The organism is Pseudosulfitobacter sp. DSM 107133 (assembly GCF_022788695.1).
GTDB lineage: Bacteria > Pseudomonadota > Alphaproteobacteria > Rhodobacterales > Rhodobacteraceae > Pseudosulfitobacter.
This window is the reverse complement of the sequence record NZ_CP085155.1, coordinates 498,796-512,691: the sequence shown is the minus strand read 5'-3', so window position 1 is coordinate 512,691 and position 13,896 is coordinate 498,796. Positions and strand designations below refer to the sequence as shown.

Here is a 13,896-nt window from a genome sequence, read left to right as displayed (position 1 = left end):
ATTGTCGACAAACGACAAATCATCAATTACTAAAACAGGGGTAACGCTGGGGATTTGGGCAATGCTGGACAGTGGAGAACAGGGTGTTGGCTGAGCACGGCGGATTTGTTCCCCTCACCCGTGACGGACTGGTGGATCGGGTTGCCAAGACATTGGTGGACGCGATTTTGTCAGGGCGCATCCCGCCGGGCGCGCGGTTGGCCGAATCGCAGATTGCCCGCCAGATGGACCTGAGCCGCGCCCCCGTGCGCGAGGCGCTGCGGTTGCTGGAATCCTCGGGGCTGGTCGAATACCGGACCAATCGCGGCTTTTTCGTCAAGGCGGTATCGGCGGTGTCGGTCTCGGACCTTTACGAACTGCGCATCCTGCTTGAAACCGCAGCCGTTCGGCGGCTGACCGACACCAACGCCGATGCCGCGCTGCCTGCCCTGCGGGCACAGGTAGCAGAGCTTTACCGACTGGTGGATGAAGGTGCCGATCTGATGGCCCATGTCTCGGCGGATATGCAGTTTCACCGGCTGATTTGCGAATACTCGGGCAACCTGCGGTTTTTGCAATTGTTCGACCAGATCGCGAACGAGACAAAGCTGGGCTTGCTGGTGATCGGGCGGCTGTATGACGACGCGCACAAGATGGCCGAAACCCATGACCCGATTGTCGAAGCGATTGAACAGAAAGACGCGGATGCCGCGGCGGCAGCCATCGACTATCACATTCGCGTCGCCAAAGACTTGGTGACACAGCATTTTTATGACCAGCAAGAGGGCAAGGCGGAATGAAATGCTTTTACGCCAAAAAGACCGAGGCGCATGACCCCGCGTTTCGTCTGTATATGGGAAACATGGCGCGCAACGCCGAACAGGCCGAACGGGCGCGGCTGTTGCTGGCCGGGCTGGACCGGCTGGACATGCCCGTAACCGAGCCGGGCGAGGTGCCCCGTGCGCTGCTGGAAAAGGTCCACACGCCGGAATTGCTGCGGTTTCTGGAAACCGGATGGGACGAATGGAAGGCGCTGGAAGGGTCAGGCCCCGAGGTGGTGCCGAACGTCCATGCGCTGAACACGGAGCGCACCTATCCCAAACATATCGTGGGCAAGGCCGGCTGGCACATGGGTGACACATCCGCGCCATTGGGCAAGCATTCGTGGCAGGCGACACTGGGCGCTGCGGCGGCAGCCCACGATGCGGCGCAGGCGGTGTTGGGCGGCGACGCTGTGGCCTATGCGCTTTGCCGTCCGCCGGGGCACCACAGTTCGGCGGATATCGTCGCGGGTCACTGCATGATCAACTGCGCCGCCGTTGCCGCCGAAACCCTGCGCGAAACCCATGGACGGGTCGCGGTGCTGGATATCGACGTGCACCATGGCAATGGCACGCAGGACATTTTTTACGAACGCGACGACGTTCTGTTTGTCTCGGTCCACGCAACGCCGGAAACCTATTACCCCTTTTTCGTGGGCTACGATCACGAAACGGGGCGGGGTGCGGGCAAGGGCTTCAACCTGAACATCCCGCTGGCGCAAAGCACCGGCGACGATGGCTGGTGCAAAGCTGTCGCCACAGGGCTTGACCGCGTCGCCGCATTCAAGCCTGATGCGCTGGTTGTCAGTCTGGGGCTGGATGCCCACGAAAACGACCCCCTCAAAGGGTTGCTGGTCACCTTCGATGGCTTTGCCCGCGCGGGTGCGATGATTGCCGCCGCCGGTCTGCCGACAGTACTGGTTCAGGAGGGCGGATATCTTTCGCCGGACCTGACAACATCACTTGTTGCATTTCTGGCCGGATACACCGGACGGGACATGCAGTTCTGAAACGGGCGCGCCCTATGCCGCTCTGACCTACAGGAAGCCAAAATGAACACGCGTTCCAACTCGCTGCAAGAAACCGACATTGCCTATCAGCTGCACCCCTACACCAATGCGCGGGTGCATGAAGAGCAGGGCCCGATGATTATCACTAAGGGTGAGGGCTGCTATGTCTATGACAGCGAGGGCAAGAAATACCTCGAAGGTCTGGCGGGCCTGTGGTCGGTCGCTGTGGGCTTTTCGCAGCCGCGTCTGGTCGAGGCGGCGGCCAAGCAGATGGCCGAACTGCCCTATATCCAGAACTTTGCCCACAAGGCGCACGCGCCGGGTATCCTGCTGGCCGAAAAGCTGGTGGAAATGACGCCCGAGCATCTGACGAAAGTGTTTTACACCAACTCGGGCTCAGAGGCGAACGATACGGTCGTCAAATTCGTCTGGTTCATGAACAACATGCTGGGCCGCCCGAAGAAAAAGAAATTCCTGGCCCGCAACAAGGGCTATCACGGCATCACCATCGCCTCGGGCTCGCTGACCGGCTTGCCGGGCAACCAGCGCGGCTTTGACCTGCCGGCGATTCCCGTCGTGCATCTGACCTGCCCGCACCACTACCGCTGGGCCAATGAGGGCGAGAGCGAGACCGAGTTCACCGCGCGTCTGCTGAAAGAGGCCGAAGACACCATTCTGGCCGAAGATCCCGATACAATCGCGGCCTTCATCGGCGAGCCGGTGATGGGTGCCGGTGGCGTCATGACCCCGCCCGAAGGCTACTGGCCGGGCATCGAGGCGCTGTGCCGCAAGTATGACATCCTGCTGGTCTCGGATGAGGTCATCAACGGCTTTGGCCGCACCGGCCAGCCGTTCGGTTGCCAGACCTATGGTTTCACCCCCGATATTCTGGTGACGTCGAAACAGCTGACCTCGTCCTATATGCCGCTGGCCGCAATTCTGATGACCGATGCAGTTTACCAGATCATCGCGGATTACACCGCCGAACTGGGCACGCTGGGTCATGGCTTTACCGCAGGTGGCAACCCCGTGGCCTGTGCCGTGGGCATCGAGAACCTGAACATCATTCAGGAAGACGACCTGATGGGCAACGCTGCCCGTCTGGCAGACCGGCTGCAATCGGGGCTGCGCGCGTTTTCCGATCACCCGCTGGTGGGCGAAGTGCGCGGCATTGGCCTGATCGCGGGCGTCGAACTGGTGCGCGACAAGGCGACCAAGGCGTCCTTCGAACCGGCCGGCAAGATTTGCGCCATGGCGGCCAAATTTGCCGCCGAAGAGGGTCTGATCATCCGCAACATCTATGAAACCATCGGCATTTGCCCGCCGCTGATCATCACCGAGGCGCAGATTGATGAGTTGCTGGAAAAACTGGGCAAAGCTCTGGACCGGACGCTGGAATGGGCGCAGGCCGAAGGGCTGAAGTAACGCGGACTATTCTTCTGCAAGGCGGCGGCGCGCATATGTCGCGCCGCCGCCGTCTTTCGGCAAAGTGCGCTTGGGCTGACCCCGCAAGGTCATTCACCAATGTCCGAAAAGGAATGCGCCTTGCAGAAATCCAGAAGTTTGCGCACTTCGTCTGATCCTTCGCGGATCACGTCCCGACTTGTCCCGATCAGGGTAATCACGGCCTGCGCCTCGCCCTGCCAATCCAGTATCGGCGCGGCAACAGCGACCAGTCCGGGAATGAAATCGCCCTGAACAGTGGAATAGCCACGCCCACGCACCGAGGCGACAAGTGCTGCGATGCCTGCCTGGGTCGCGGGAAAATCGGGCATGATCTCTGGAGCTTTGCGCGCACGCAGCAATTCGGTTTTCAGCGCCTTTTCCATAGGCGGCTGCGCCCCATAGGTCAGAAACACCCGACCGGTTGATGAATTCAGCAGCGGCAGCGTCGTGCCCAGACCCATCGAGGTGACAATGGGCGATGCAGCACGCTCCCACCTGACCACGGTGGCCCCGCTTGCGCCCCAGACAGAAAGCAGCACGGTCAGGCCGGTGTCTTCGCGCAGCTCTGCCAGTTCGCCCGACGGCCCGTTGACAAAATCGTGCCGAGCAAGGGCCGCCAGACCAAGGTCGATAGACCCGCGCCCCAGATCGTATTTGCCCGACCGCCCGCCCTGCATCACAAGACCCGCATTCAGGAATGACGCCAGATAACGGTGCACCTTGCTGGGGGGCATGTCTGCGGCGCGTGCAAGATCGGTCAGCGAAATCGGGCTGTCGTGTTGCGCCATTACCGCCAGCACGCGCAGCGCCGCATCAAGCGATTGAATGCCTCCGCCTGAAGTCATGTCCTTTGTGTCGCGTGCCATATGAGTCCTGAACCGCCTTGGGAAAACCGGTGTTGCCCGTTCTGATACCAGCCGCAATGCCGACAAACAACGCGCGCGTCCCTTGCGCCTGTTCGGGCCGGTTCCCCCATCGCGGAGCGACGCCAACGTTCGGTGCACAGGCTGAAAATCGCACCCAATCGGGCGGCAGGAAACTGCATCATATTTCCATTATACAGAATCTATTGCGCATTACGCAATAAATTTGCAATACTGACACCCGTCGATGTCGAACGGGAGGGTTTGCGATGTCCAAGCTGAAAACCATGGCAATAGTCGGCGGCGGGCCTGCCGGTCTGTATGCCGCGATCCTGATGCGTCGCAAAATGCCGCAGGTCGAAGTGACCGTTTTTGAACAGAACCCCGAAGGCGCGACTTTTGGCTTTGGAGTGGTTTTTTCGGATCAGGCGCTTGGGTTTCTCAAGGCCGCCGATCCCGAAATTCACGATCTGGTGCTGCCGCATATGGAGCGCTGGCAGAACATGACACTGAACCTGCCCGATGACACCGTGACGCTGGATGGCATCGGATTTACCGCATTGGGGCGGCTGGAGCTGATCGAAATCCTGCGAAAACATGCGCAAGGCCTGGGGATAGACATCAGGTTCGACGCCCGCATTGACGATATCACGGCGCTGGACGCTGACGTTGTGGTGGGGGCGGACGGGCTGAATTCGCTTGTGCGGCAAACCTTTGAAAGCCGGTTCGCGCCCCAGATCGAAAGCTTTAATTGCCATTTCGCCTGGTTCGGGGCGACCCGTGCGTTTGATACCCTGACCCAAAGCTTTATCCGCACGCCAAAGGGGGCGATGAACGCGCACCACTACCGGTTTTCGCCGGATCGTTCGACCTTTATCGTCGAATGCAGCGACGCCACATTCCAGCGCTATGGCTTTGACACCATGAGCGAGGAGGCCAGTGCGGCGCTGTGCGAAGACCTGTTTGCCGATGTGCTGGACGGGGCCAGGCTGATTACCAACAAATCCATCTGGCGGCAGTTTCCCCGCATGTGGTGCCCCACATGGGTCTATGACCGCTATGTGCTGGTTGGCGACGCGGCCCATACGGCGCATTTTTCAATCGGCTCCGGCACCCGTTTGGCGTTTGAGGATGTGATCGCGCTGGTTCAGGCGCTGTCCGAACATGCGGATTGGCAAGACGGGTTGGCGGCCTATCAGGCGGCCCGTTTGCCCCTAGCGAAAAAGATCGTCGATGCCGCCAATACCTCGGCCACTTGGTATGACACGTTTGATGCCAAGATGGACAAGGCGCCGATCGACTTTGCCTTTGACTATGTCACCCGATCGGGGCGTGTTGATATGGCGCGTCTGCGCAAACTCTCGCCCGAGTTCGCGCGACGGTATGAGGCCGAGAAAGCTGCGGCTGTGATTGTCGATCCTCTCAGCAACGACACACCAGGCGCGCGCGAAATCGGGTTTGATAAATCCGCGCACCCCAATTGTTCCGATGTGCTGTGGCAGAACCTGACGCGCAATCCTGACAAACCTGCGGTGATCGGCGCGGCGGGGGCTGTGAGCTATAAAGAATTGATTACCCAAGCCGCCCAGTGGGGCAATGCGTTCAAGGCAGCGGGACTGGCGCGGGGCGAACGCATCCCGTTTTTCATGAACGATACGCCAGCCTATGTTGCCGCCTTTTTCGGTGCCGTGCGGGCGGGGTTTGTTCCGGTGCTGTTGAACACCCAGACCCCCGCGGAAACGCTGAACTTTTTCCTGAAAGACACCGGCGCGCGCATGGCGTTGTGCGAGGCCGATCTTGCCGACCATTTTGGCCCGCAGGTGCTGGAGGGCACCGACGTGACCACTGTGATTTCGGTGAATGGCCACGGCGATGGCGCGGCTGTGGTGCCTGCCGATGCATTTCTGGCAGGCCAGCCGACCGAACTGGCCTGTTGCGACACCGGCCCTGACGATATGGCGTTCTGGATGTATTCCTCTGGCTCGACAGGCCGCCCCAAGGGGATCGTCCACCTGCATCACGACATGGCCTATACCCACCAGTCGTTCGGCGCGCAGGTGCTGAAGCTGACCCCCGACGACATCTGTTTTTCGGTGCCCAAGATGTTCTTTGCCTATGGCTTTGGCAACTCTGTCACCTTTCCCTTCTCGGTCGGGGCAACCACGGTGCTGATGTCGGGCAAGCCCACGCCCGATGCGGTGCTTGACGCCATCGAGACGTACAAGCCCACGGTGTTCTTCGGCCTGCCGACGCTGTTCACCGCGCTGGCCCATCACCCGCGCGCGGTTTCGGCTGATTTTTCGTCACTGCGTCAAAGCATGTCTGCCGCAGAAATCCTGTCGGCGGATGTGTACACCACATGGAAACAACTGACCGGACACGGACCCACCGAAGGGCTTGGTTCCACCGAGTTGTTGCACATCTACCTGTCCAACAGTCTGGAGGATCACCGGCTGGGGGCCGCAGGCGCGCGGGTTCCGGGTTATGAGATCAAGCTGCTGACACCCGAAGGCGTGCCCGCGCAGCCGGGTGAAGAGGGGGTGATGTATGTGCGCGGCCAATCCTCGGCCCCGCAGTATTGGAACCGCCCCGACAAAACCCGCGACACCATGCGCGACGACTGGATCTATACCGGTGACCGGTTCATCGAACGCGATGGCTACTACTATTTTCAGGGGCGCGCTGATGAGCTGATCAAGGTGTCGGGGCAATGGGTCTGGCCCGGCGAGGTCGAAAAATGTCTGGCCGAACACCCCGACATTCATGAATGCGCGGTGCTGGCACATGAGCTGGACGACAAGCGTATGACCCTGCGCGCGGTGGTCTGTCTGCGTGACGGGATTACAGCGGGCAAAGCCTCTGATGCCTCTATCAAGGCTTTCGTGAAAGAGCGGCTGCAACCGTTCAAATATCCTCGGATCATCGACTATCGCGACAGCCTGCCAAAGACCGGCACCGGCAAGATTGACCGCCAGGCTTTGGCGCAGGCTGAATTCATGCGCATCCCTGCCTGATCGGGGGATACGTGCAAGGCGTTCCAAGGGGCGCAAGACTATCTGGGAAGTGGAGACACACAGTGAAATTTGTATTGGTACATGGCGCAGCGCACACAGGCGCCCATTTCGAAAAAGTGGCGGATTTGCTGCGCGGCGCGGGCCATCAGGTGACCTGTCCGACGCTTGCGGGCAACCGGGCGGGCGATAACCCCGCAGAGATCACGCTTGCCGATGCCATCGACAGCCTTGTCGATGTGCTTGCAGATATGGATGACGTGGTGTTGCTGGGGCACAGCTGGGGCGGGATGGCCATTACCGGTGCCTATGACAAGCTGCCAGCTGGCAAGATCCGTCGCCTGATCTATTACTCTGCCTTTGTGCCGAACCCCGGCGAAAGCCTGCTGGACATGGTGCCGCCGCATTATGTCGCCATGTTTGACGAAATGGGCGCCGCCACGGGAACTGTGGGCTTCCCGCTCCCGATCCTGCGCGAAGCGTTTATGAACGATGCCGATCTTGCCACTGTGGAAAAACACATGGCCGATCTTGTGCCGCATCCCTATCGCACCATGGCGGACAAGATCGTGCTGTCTAAATCACCCGCCGAATTTGATTGCGGCAAAAGCTATCTGCACATGCAACAAGACATTGCGCTGCCTGCCTCTTATCCGTGGCACCCGCGCCTGTCCGAAAAGCTGGGGCTTTACCGCCTTGTGTCGATGCCCGGCAGCCATTCGACATTTCTGACCAATCCCGAATTGCTGGCAGAGAAAATCATCGAAGCCGGTCGCGATTGACCAATGATCCGGGCGGGCCGTTGCGCGGCCTGCCACATGAACAGGAACTCCAGATGACTTTTGTTTTTGATCCCATGCCAACGCCCAGCCTGCCCGTCACAGGTGATGCGCTGCGCTTTCCGATCCGCCGCATCTTTTGCGTGGGGCGCAACTATGCTGCGCATGCCATCGAGATGGGCAAAGACCCCGACCGCGATCCGCCGTTCTTTTTCACAAAGCCCGCAGACGCTGTGGTGCAAGACGGTGAAACGGTGGCCTATCCCCCCGAAACGGAAAATTTCCATTACGAGGCGGAACTGATCGTTGCCATCGGCACGGATGGTGTGAATATCGCAGAAGCTGAGGCGCTGAACCATGTCTATGGCTATGGTGTCGGCAACGATCTGACCCGCCGCGATCTGCAACTGGACGCGCGCGAAAAGGGGCGGCCGTGGGATTGGGGCAAGGCTTTTGACCGTTCGGCGCCCATGGCCGCGCTGCACAGGGTCAGCGATGTGGGTCACCTGTCGGCGGGGGCGATCCGGCTGACGGTGAACGGTGCGGTCAAACAAGAGGCGGATCTGTCCGAGCTGATCTGGACCGTGCCCGAGGTGATCTCGATCATTTCCCATTCGATTGCGCTGAAGGCGGGCGATATCATCATGACAGGCACCCCTGCGGGTGTCGGACCGCTGGTCGCCGGTGACATCTGTGTGGTGTCCATTGACGGGCTGGGCGATCTGACAACCACAATCGGCCCCGCTGTCTGAGGCAGCCACCCCGAAAGGAGACCGAGATGACCGACGACATCACACATGAAAACGTGGCACATGGGATGCAACCCGAAGACACGCCCGAGCTGCGCGCGCTGTACAAGGGGTTCGAGGACCAGCACCTGATCCCGCTGTGGACCCAAACGGGCGATCTGATGCCAATGCATCCCAAGCCCGCCGCGTTGCCCCATGTGTGGCGCTGGAAAGATCTTTTGCCGCTGGCCGAAGCCTCGGGCGATCTGATCCCGGTGGGGCGGGGCGGTGAACGGCGCGCCATCGGGCTTGCCAACCCCGGTCTGGGTGGCAAGGCCTATGTCAGCCCGACGTTGTGGGCGGCTATTCAGTATCTGGGGCCCCGCGAAACCGCGCCCGAACACCGCCATGCCCAGAACGCCTTTCGCTTTGTGGTCGAGGGCGAAGGGGTCTGGACGGTGGTGAACGGCGATCCGGTGCGCATGTCGCGCGGCGATCTGTTGCTGACGCCTGGCTGGAATTTCCACGGGCACCACAACGACACCGACCAGCCGATGGCCTGGATCGACGGGCTGGATATTCCGTTTTCAAAACAGAACGATGTGGGGTTCTTTGAGTTCGGCTCCGACCGCGTCACCGACTATGCCACCCCGCGTTTCAGCCGGGGCGAGCGGCTGTGGGCCCATCCCGGACTGCGCCCGCTGTCCAAACTGGAAGACACAGTTTCCAGCCCGCTGGCCGCGTTCCGCTGGGAATTCACCGACCGTGCGTTGACCGAACAGCTGTTGCTGGAAGACGAGGGCCAGCCGGCGACCTACAGCCTTGGCCACGCGGGTATCCGGTTTGTGAACCCCACCACCGGCGGCGATGTCATGCCCACCATACGCTGTCAGTTCCACCGCCTGCGCGCGGGCGCAACCAGCCGCACGCGGCGCGATGTGGGGTCTTCGGTGTTTCAGGTGTTTTCGGGCAGGGGATCGGTTGTTCTGGACGGGACCGAACACAAGCTGGACATCGGAGACATGTTCGTCGTCCCGTCCTGGGTCAGCTGCAAGCTTCAGGCGGACGACACGTTCGATCTGTTCCAGTTTTCGGATGCGCCGATCATGGAGCGACTGCATTTCGACCGCACGGCATTTGTCGAGGAATGACCCGCATGTCGCTGGAGGACGCGCGTAAGGCACTGATCGAACGGCAGGGCAGCGGCGCGCGCTATGATGCGCCTGCCGCCCCGACGGATGAATTGCTGGCGGTGCGGCGTCTGACATCGGTGCTGGCACGCCTGATTAACGATATGCCCGACAGCAGCCTGTCTAAGGGCAGCGAAACGGCCCGAACGGTTGCTCGTGCGGCCCTTGCTGCGCGGCGTTTAAGCGAGGGTCTTGCCGCTGTCCGTACGGCTGCGCAGCCCGCGCCGGTCAGGGTGAAGCTTGCGGTGCCTGCCAAGGACGTCTTGGCAGCCGCAACATTGCCCGCCCACGCCCTGCGTCATCTGTTCGATCACACGCGGGTGCACCTGAATGTTGAATGGCGCGACATGACTGACAGCGGATGGGACCGCGATGTTCTTCTGGATCAGGCCGCCGTTACGTCTGTGCGGCAACTGCCGGTGCGTCATGAACAGGACCTGAAGGCCAGCATACAGGCGCTATCGGTGCAAATGGCGTCTGTCGCCCCCAATTGATCGCCCTGGCAGGTCGCACCGTGTCTGCACAAGGTCGCAGAGCGTGGAAAACCATCTGACCGAGCGTGTATAATTGCGTCATCCTGCCTGAAAGATAGCGACATGACCAAAGCCGCCACACCGCCAGTCACCAAACGTCTTCGGGTCGCGTTCCTGCTCGCTGACCGCTTTACGTTGTCGGCCTTTGCCAACTTTGTCGACGTCCTGCGGCTGGCCGCAGACGAGGCCGATCACTCGCGCCCGATCCTGTGCGACTGGGTGGTGCTTTCGGACACGCTTGAATCGATCCGCTCAAGCTGTGGCGTCAGGGTTCAACCCGATACGCGTCTGCGACAAGCTGGGCGGTACGATTATATCGTCGTGGTCGGCGGCCTGATCGGTGACAGCGCCGCATTGAACGGTGCTACACAGGATTTCCTGCTGAAGCAGGCAGAGGCGGGTGTGCCCTTGGTGGGGTTGTGTACCGGCGTTTTCATCTTGCAGCGGGCGGGGTTGCTCAAGGGCTATCGCTGCTGCGTCAGCTGGTTCCACCATCAGGATTTTCTGGACCAGTTCGAAGCGGAATCCCCGATATCTGACCAGATTTTCGTGGTCGACCGGGACAGGCTGACCTGTTCGGGCGGGCACGGGGCGGCGCATCTGGCGGCCTTTCTTGTGCAGCGACACGTTGGCCAGTCTGCCGCGATCAAAAGCCTGAACATCATGATGATCGACGACGCGATGAGCGGTGAAAAACCCCAGCCCAGTCACAATTCGGCCAAACGCGCCACCGATGCGCTGGTAAAACGTGCGGTGTTGCGGATGCAGCAGCATCTTGAAATGCCAAAAACTGTCGACGAACTGGCGCGCGCGCTGGACGTGGGGCGCAGAACGCTTGAGCGCCGGTTTCTTGCCGATCTGCATCAGACCCCGACCAAGGTCTATCTGGATTTGCGGCTGGAACGGGCGCTGCAACGGCTGCGCGCAACCGATGCGTCGATCACCGAGGTCGCGCTGGCCTGCGGCTTTTGCGATGGACCGCACCTGTCGCGCACGCTCAAGGCCGAGCGTGGCGTGACTCCGTCAGAATATCGCAAGGCCCAGGCCGGACACAGCGAAGCGGGCGAGGACCTGCCTGCCGTGGGCGTTCTGCTGCGCAATTACACATAAACAAAGCCGGAGCAGCAGAACCACCCCGGCTTTGGTACTTCATCCCAAGATCGCCGCAACCTCAGAGGTCAAGCTGGACCCGTCCGCGCGGGTTCGAGCAGCAGGCGAGAATGTAGCCTTCGTCGATCTCTTCCTCGGTGATGCCGCCGTTGTGCACCATATGCACATCGCCGCTGTTCTTTTTGACCTTGCAGGTGCCGCAGACACCAAAGGTGCAGCCCGACGGGATCGCAATGCCGGCCGAACGTGCAGCGGCAAGGACAGTATCGGTTTCGGGGCAGTTGGTCGTGACACCGCTGATGTCAAAGACCACCTCGGCCTGAACATGCTCTTCCGGCAGATCGTCTTCGGGTGTGGGAACTTCGATATTGTCCATCGTAGGAAGCTGTGGCGCCTGGAAGCTTTCCTGATGGTAATGGTCCATGTCAAAGCCCAGACCGGCCAGCGCCTCGCGCACCGATTGCATAAAGACCTCGGGACCGCAGCAGAACACTTCGCGTTCCAGATAGTCGGGAGCCATCAAACCCAGCATCAGCTGGTTGAACCGCCCCTGGTATCCGGTCCAGGGCTGATAGATGTCGGCCTTTTCGACGACCCATTTCAGATCCAGACCCGAAATACGGGTGGCCATATGCTCGAGGCGACGCTTGAAAATGATTTCCGACGGGCTGCGGGCGCAGTTGACAAAGACGATGTCACATGGACGCCCCAGATCGTAGATCTCGGTGGTCATGGACATCATGGGCGTGATGCCCGAACCGGCCGAGATAAACAGATATTTTTCAGCAGGGTGCACGGACGAGGTGAAGTGCCCGGCCGGGCCCATCGCCTTGAGTGTCATGCCCTGACGCAGGTTGTCGATGATCCAGCGGGTGCCGATGGAATCCGGCTGCGCCTTGATCGTGATCGTCAGCGACTTGGGGCGCGAAGGCGACGACGAAATCGTGTAGGTGCGGTAAAGCGGCCCGCCCGGCACTGGCAGCTCAAGCGTGACGAACTGCCCCGCATCAAAGTTGAAATCCCGCCCCGAAGGCGCCTGAAAGCACGCTGTGACAACATCCGGCGATTCAGGCAGGATCGAGACACATTCAAGCGGTTCGTCATCGGTCCAGTGATCGGTTTTGACGGCCAGTTTCTTTGTCATCTGCTGTTACTCCGCAGCAAGGTTTGCAGGCAGGTGCGACGCGCGCATCCGGTCGAGATACCAGTTTACAAACTGGATCACGCCGTCTTCATGCTGGGGAGAGTAGGGGCCCGGTTCATAGGCCGGCGAGTTGATGCCCGACTGGTTGTTCTCGACAACGCGACGGTCCTCGTCGTTGGTGTGCTCCCAGACGGTCGTCAGGTTTTTCAGGTCGTAATCCACGCCTTCAACCGCATCCTTGTTCACCAGCCAGGTGGTTTGAACCTGCGTTTCCTGCGGGCCGATGGGGGTCACGCGGAAGGTGATGGAATGGTCGGTCAGGAAGTGGTTCCAGGTGGCCGGATAGTGGAACATCAGCAATGTGCCCGCGTCAAGGAAGGGCACCTGACCCAGACGTTTCTGCACGGCAATCTTGCCGTTGACGGTATAGCTTTCGGCCCCGTCAAGCAGCGGCATCCGTGTGATGCGGTACTCGCCGTTCTTGCCCATCTTGAACCGCGACGGAACGCCTGCGCCTTCAAGCCGGTTAAAGTGGTTTTCAACCTTTTCGGGGAACACGCCACCATGGGCCACGCCGGTGATCGAGGGATCTTCGGGATAGGTGCGGCACAGGTCGGGGTGGTTGCCCGAGCAGTGATAGCACTCGCGGTTGTTTTCCCAGACCAGCTTCCAGTTGCCGTTTTCAGTGATGGTCGACTGAAAGGCCACCTTGGCGTTCGACAGGTCGTGTACGCCCAGATAGGGCGAGGAGGTTTCGACGAAATCGTCGAAATCGGGTGCTTCATTTGCCAGGCAGATGTACACCAGCCCCGCAACGATGCGGCAATGCACCGGCTTCAGCCCGTGTTTGGAGGGGTCAAAATCCTGGCCCATGTCGCGCGCCCACAGCAGGCGCCCGTCCAGGTCGTAGGTCCATTGGTGATAGGGGCATGTCAGGTTTGCCACGCGGCCCTGAGCGGACGAGCAAAGCACCGAGCCGCGGTGACGGCAGCTGTTGTGAAAGGCGTTGATCTCGCCCTTGCTGTTGCGCAGGATGATGACATCATAGGCGCCGACCTGAAGCCGCTGGTAGCTGCCGGTTTTATCAAGCTGGCAGGCCGGGACGGCAAACAGCCAGTCGCGATACCAGATCGCTTCAAGATCCGCCTGAAAGATGTCTGAGGAATTGTAGAACGGCTGGGGCAGCCCGTATCCAGGGCGGTGCTGCGTCAGCAGGTCGGCAAGGTGAGGTGTTGGCATTGCCATGGCGAAACTCCTGTCGCGGGTGGCCCTAATTGCGCGG

General features: G+C 60.6%; 12 protein-coding genes. 9 read left to right on the top strand and 3 right to left on the bottom strand.

Annotated elements, in window-relative coordinates; all coding sequences use genetic code 11:
• The first annotated feature begins 83 nt into the window (after positions 1 to 83).
• From DSM107133_RS19910 to DSM107133_RS19900, 3 genes are read left to right on the top strand one after another with little or no spacing between them, the layout of a single operon-like run.
• Positions 84 to 779, top strand: coding sequence for a GntR family transcriptional regulator (locus DSM107133_RS19910; RefSeq protein ID WP_114294789.1), 696 nt, complete (start codon positions 84 to 86; stop codon positions 777 to 779).
• Positions 776 to 1,810: a histone deacetylase family protein gene (locus DSM107133_RS19905; RefSeq protein WP_114294591.1), complete on the top strand. Its 1,035-nt coding sequence runs from the start codon at positions 776 to 778 to the stop codon at positions 1,808 to 1,810. The genes DSM107133_RS19910 and DSM107133_RS19905 overlap by 4 nt, the downstream gene beginning before the upstream one ends.
• 42 nt (positions 1,811 to 1,852) lie before the next feature.
• Positions 1,853 to 3,235, top strand: a complete 1,383-nt coding sequence (locus DSM107133_RS19900) for an aspartate aminotransferase family protein (RefSeq protein WP_114294590.1) — start codon at positions 1,853 to 1,855, stop codon at positions 3,233 to 3,235.
• Positions 3,236 to 3,324: 89 nt separating this feature from the next.
• On the opposite strand, the gene DSM107133_RS19895 is transcribed toward DSM107133_RS19900, so the two are convergent.
• Complete coding sequence (locus tag DSM107133_RS19895; protein ID WP_114294589.1) at positions 3,325 to 4,122, bottom strand: IclR family transcriptional regulator; 798 nt, start codon at positions 4,120 to 4,122, stop codon at positions 3,325 to 3,327.
• Positions 4,123 to 4,388: 266 nt separating this feature from the next.
• Between DSM107133_RS19895 and DSM107133_RS19890 the strand changes: the two genes are divergently transcribed.
• The 6 genes from DSM107133_RS19890 to DSM107133_RS19865 all read left to right on the top strand — a co-directional run bounded on the left by DSM107133_RS19890 (position 4,389) and on the right by DSM107133_RS19865 (position 11,470).
• Positions 4,389 to 7,133, top strand: coding sequence for a benzoate-CoA ligase family protein (locus tag DSM107133_RS19890; protein ID WP_114294588.1), 2,745 nt, complete (start codon positions 4,389 to 4,391; stop codon positions 7,131 to 7,133).
• 62 nt (positions 7,134 to 7,195) lie between these two features.
• Positions 7,196 to 7,912, top strand: a complete 717-nt coding sequence (locus DSM107133_RS19885) for an alpha/beta fold hydrolase (protein WP_114294587.1) — start codon at positions 7,196 to 7,198, stop codon at positions 7,910 to 7,912.
• A gap of 53 nt (positions 7,913 to 7,965) precedes the next feature.
• Entirely contained in the window at positions 7,966 to 8,661 is a 696-nt protein-coding gene (locus DSM107133_RS19880) for a fumarylacetoacetate hydrolase family protein (RefSeq protein WP_114294586.1), read from the top strand.
• Between the two features lie 26 nt (positions 8,662 to 8,687).
• Positions 8,688 to 9,788: a cupin domain-containing protein gene (locus tag DSM107133_RS19875; protein ID WP_114294585.1), complete on the top strand. Its 1,101-nt coding sequence runs from the start codon at positions 8,688 to 8,690 to the stop codon at positions 9,786 to 9,788.
• Positions 9,785 to 10,321 (top strand): hypothetical protein, encoded by a 537-nt coding sequence (locus DSM107133_RS19870; RefSeq protein ID WP_205387860.1) that lies wholly within the window; start codon positions 9,785 to 9,787, stop codon positions 10,319 to 10,321. Before DSM107133_RS19875 ends, DSM107133_RS19870 begins: the two co-directional genes overlap by 4 nt.
• Positions 10,322 to 10,423: 102 nt before the next feature.
• Entirely contained in the window at positions 10,424 to 11,470 is a 1,047-nt protein-coding gene (locus tag DSM107133_RS19865; protein ID WP_114294583.1) for a GlxA family transcriptional regulator, read from the top strand.
• 61 nt (positions 11,471 to 11,531) lie between these two features.
• On the opposite strand, the gene DSM107133_RS19860 is transcribed toward DSM107133_RS19865, so the two are convergent.
• Both DSM107133_RS19860 and DSM107133_RS19855 read right to left on the bottom strand, forming a co-directional pair.
• On the bottom strand, positions 11,532 to 12,614 hold the full coding sequence (locus tag DSM107133_RS19860; RefSeq protein WP_114294582.1) for a hybrid-cluster NAD(P)-dependent oxidoreductase: 1,083 nt from the start codon (positions 12,612 to 12,614) through the stop codon (positions 11,532 to 11,534).
• A 6-nt stretch (positions 12,615 to 12,620) separates the two neighbouring features.
• Positions 12,621 to 13,859 carry an aromatic ring-hydroxylating dioxygenase subunit alpha gene (locus tag DSM107133_RS19855; protein ID WP_114294581.1) on the bottom strand — a complete coding sequence of 413 codons (1,239 nt, stop codon included), beginning with the start codon at positions 13,857 to 13,859 and terminating at the stop codon, positions 12,621 to 12,623.
• Positions 13,860 to 13,896: the final 37 nt, after the last annotated feature.

Bases quoted from the DNA above. Each gene is read 5' to 3' on its own strand.
- DSM107133_RS19905 (WP_114294591.1), top strand. From the start codon at position 776: ATGAAATGCTTTTACGCCAAAAAGACCGAGGCGCATGACCCCGCGTTT.
- DSM107133_RS19900 (WP_114294590.1), top strand. From the start codon at position 1,853: ATGAACACGCGTTCCAACTCGCTGCAAGAAACCGACATTGCCTATCAG.
- DSM107133_RS19895 (WP_114294589.1), bottom strand. From the start codon at position 4,122: ATGGCACGCGACACAAAGGACATGACTTCAGGCGGAGGCATTCAATCG.
- DSM107133_RS19890 (WP_114294588.1), top strand. From the start codon at position 4,389: ATGTCCAAGCTGAAAACCATGGCAATAGTCGGCGGCGGGCCTGCCGGT.
- DSM107133_RS19880 (WP_114294586.1), top strand. From the start codon at position 7,966: ATGACTTTTGTTTTTGATCCCATGCCAACGCCCAGCCTGCCCGTCACA.
- DSM107133_RS19875 (WP_114294585.1), top strand. From the start codon at position 8,688: ATGACCGACGACATCACACATGAAAACGTGGCACATGGGATGCAACCC.
- DSM107133_RS19870 (WP_205387860.1), top strand. From the start codon at position 9,785: ATGACCCGCATGTCGCTGGAGGACGCGCGTAAGGCACTGATCGAACGG.
- DSM107133_RS19865 (WP_114294583.1), top strand. From the start codon at position 10,424: ATGACCAAAGCCGCCACACCGCCAGTCACCAAACGTCTTCGGGTCGCG.
- DSM107133_RS19860 (WP_114294582.1), bottom strand. From the start codon at position 12,614: ATGACAAAGAAACTGGCCGTCAAAACCGATCACTGGACCGATGACGAA.
- DSM107133_RS19855 (WP_114294581.1), bottom strand. From the start codon at position 13,859: ATGGCAATGCCAACACCTCACCTTGCCGACCTGCTGACGCAGCACCGC.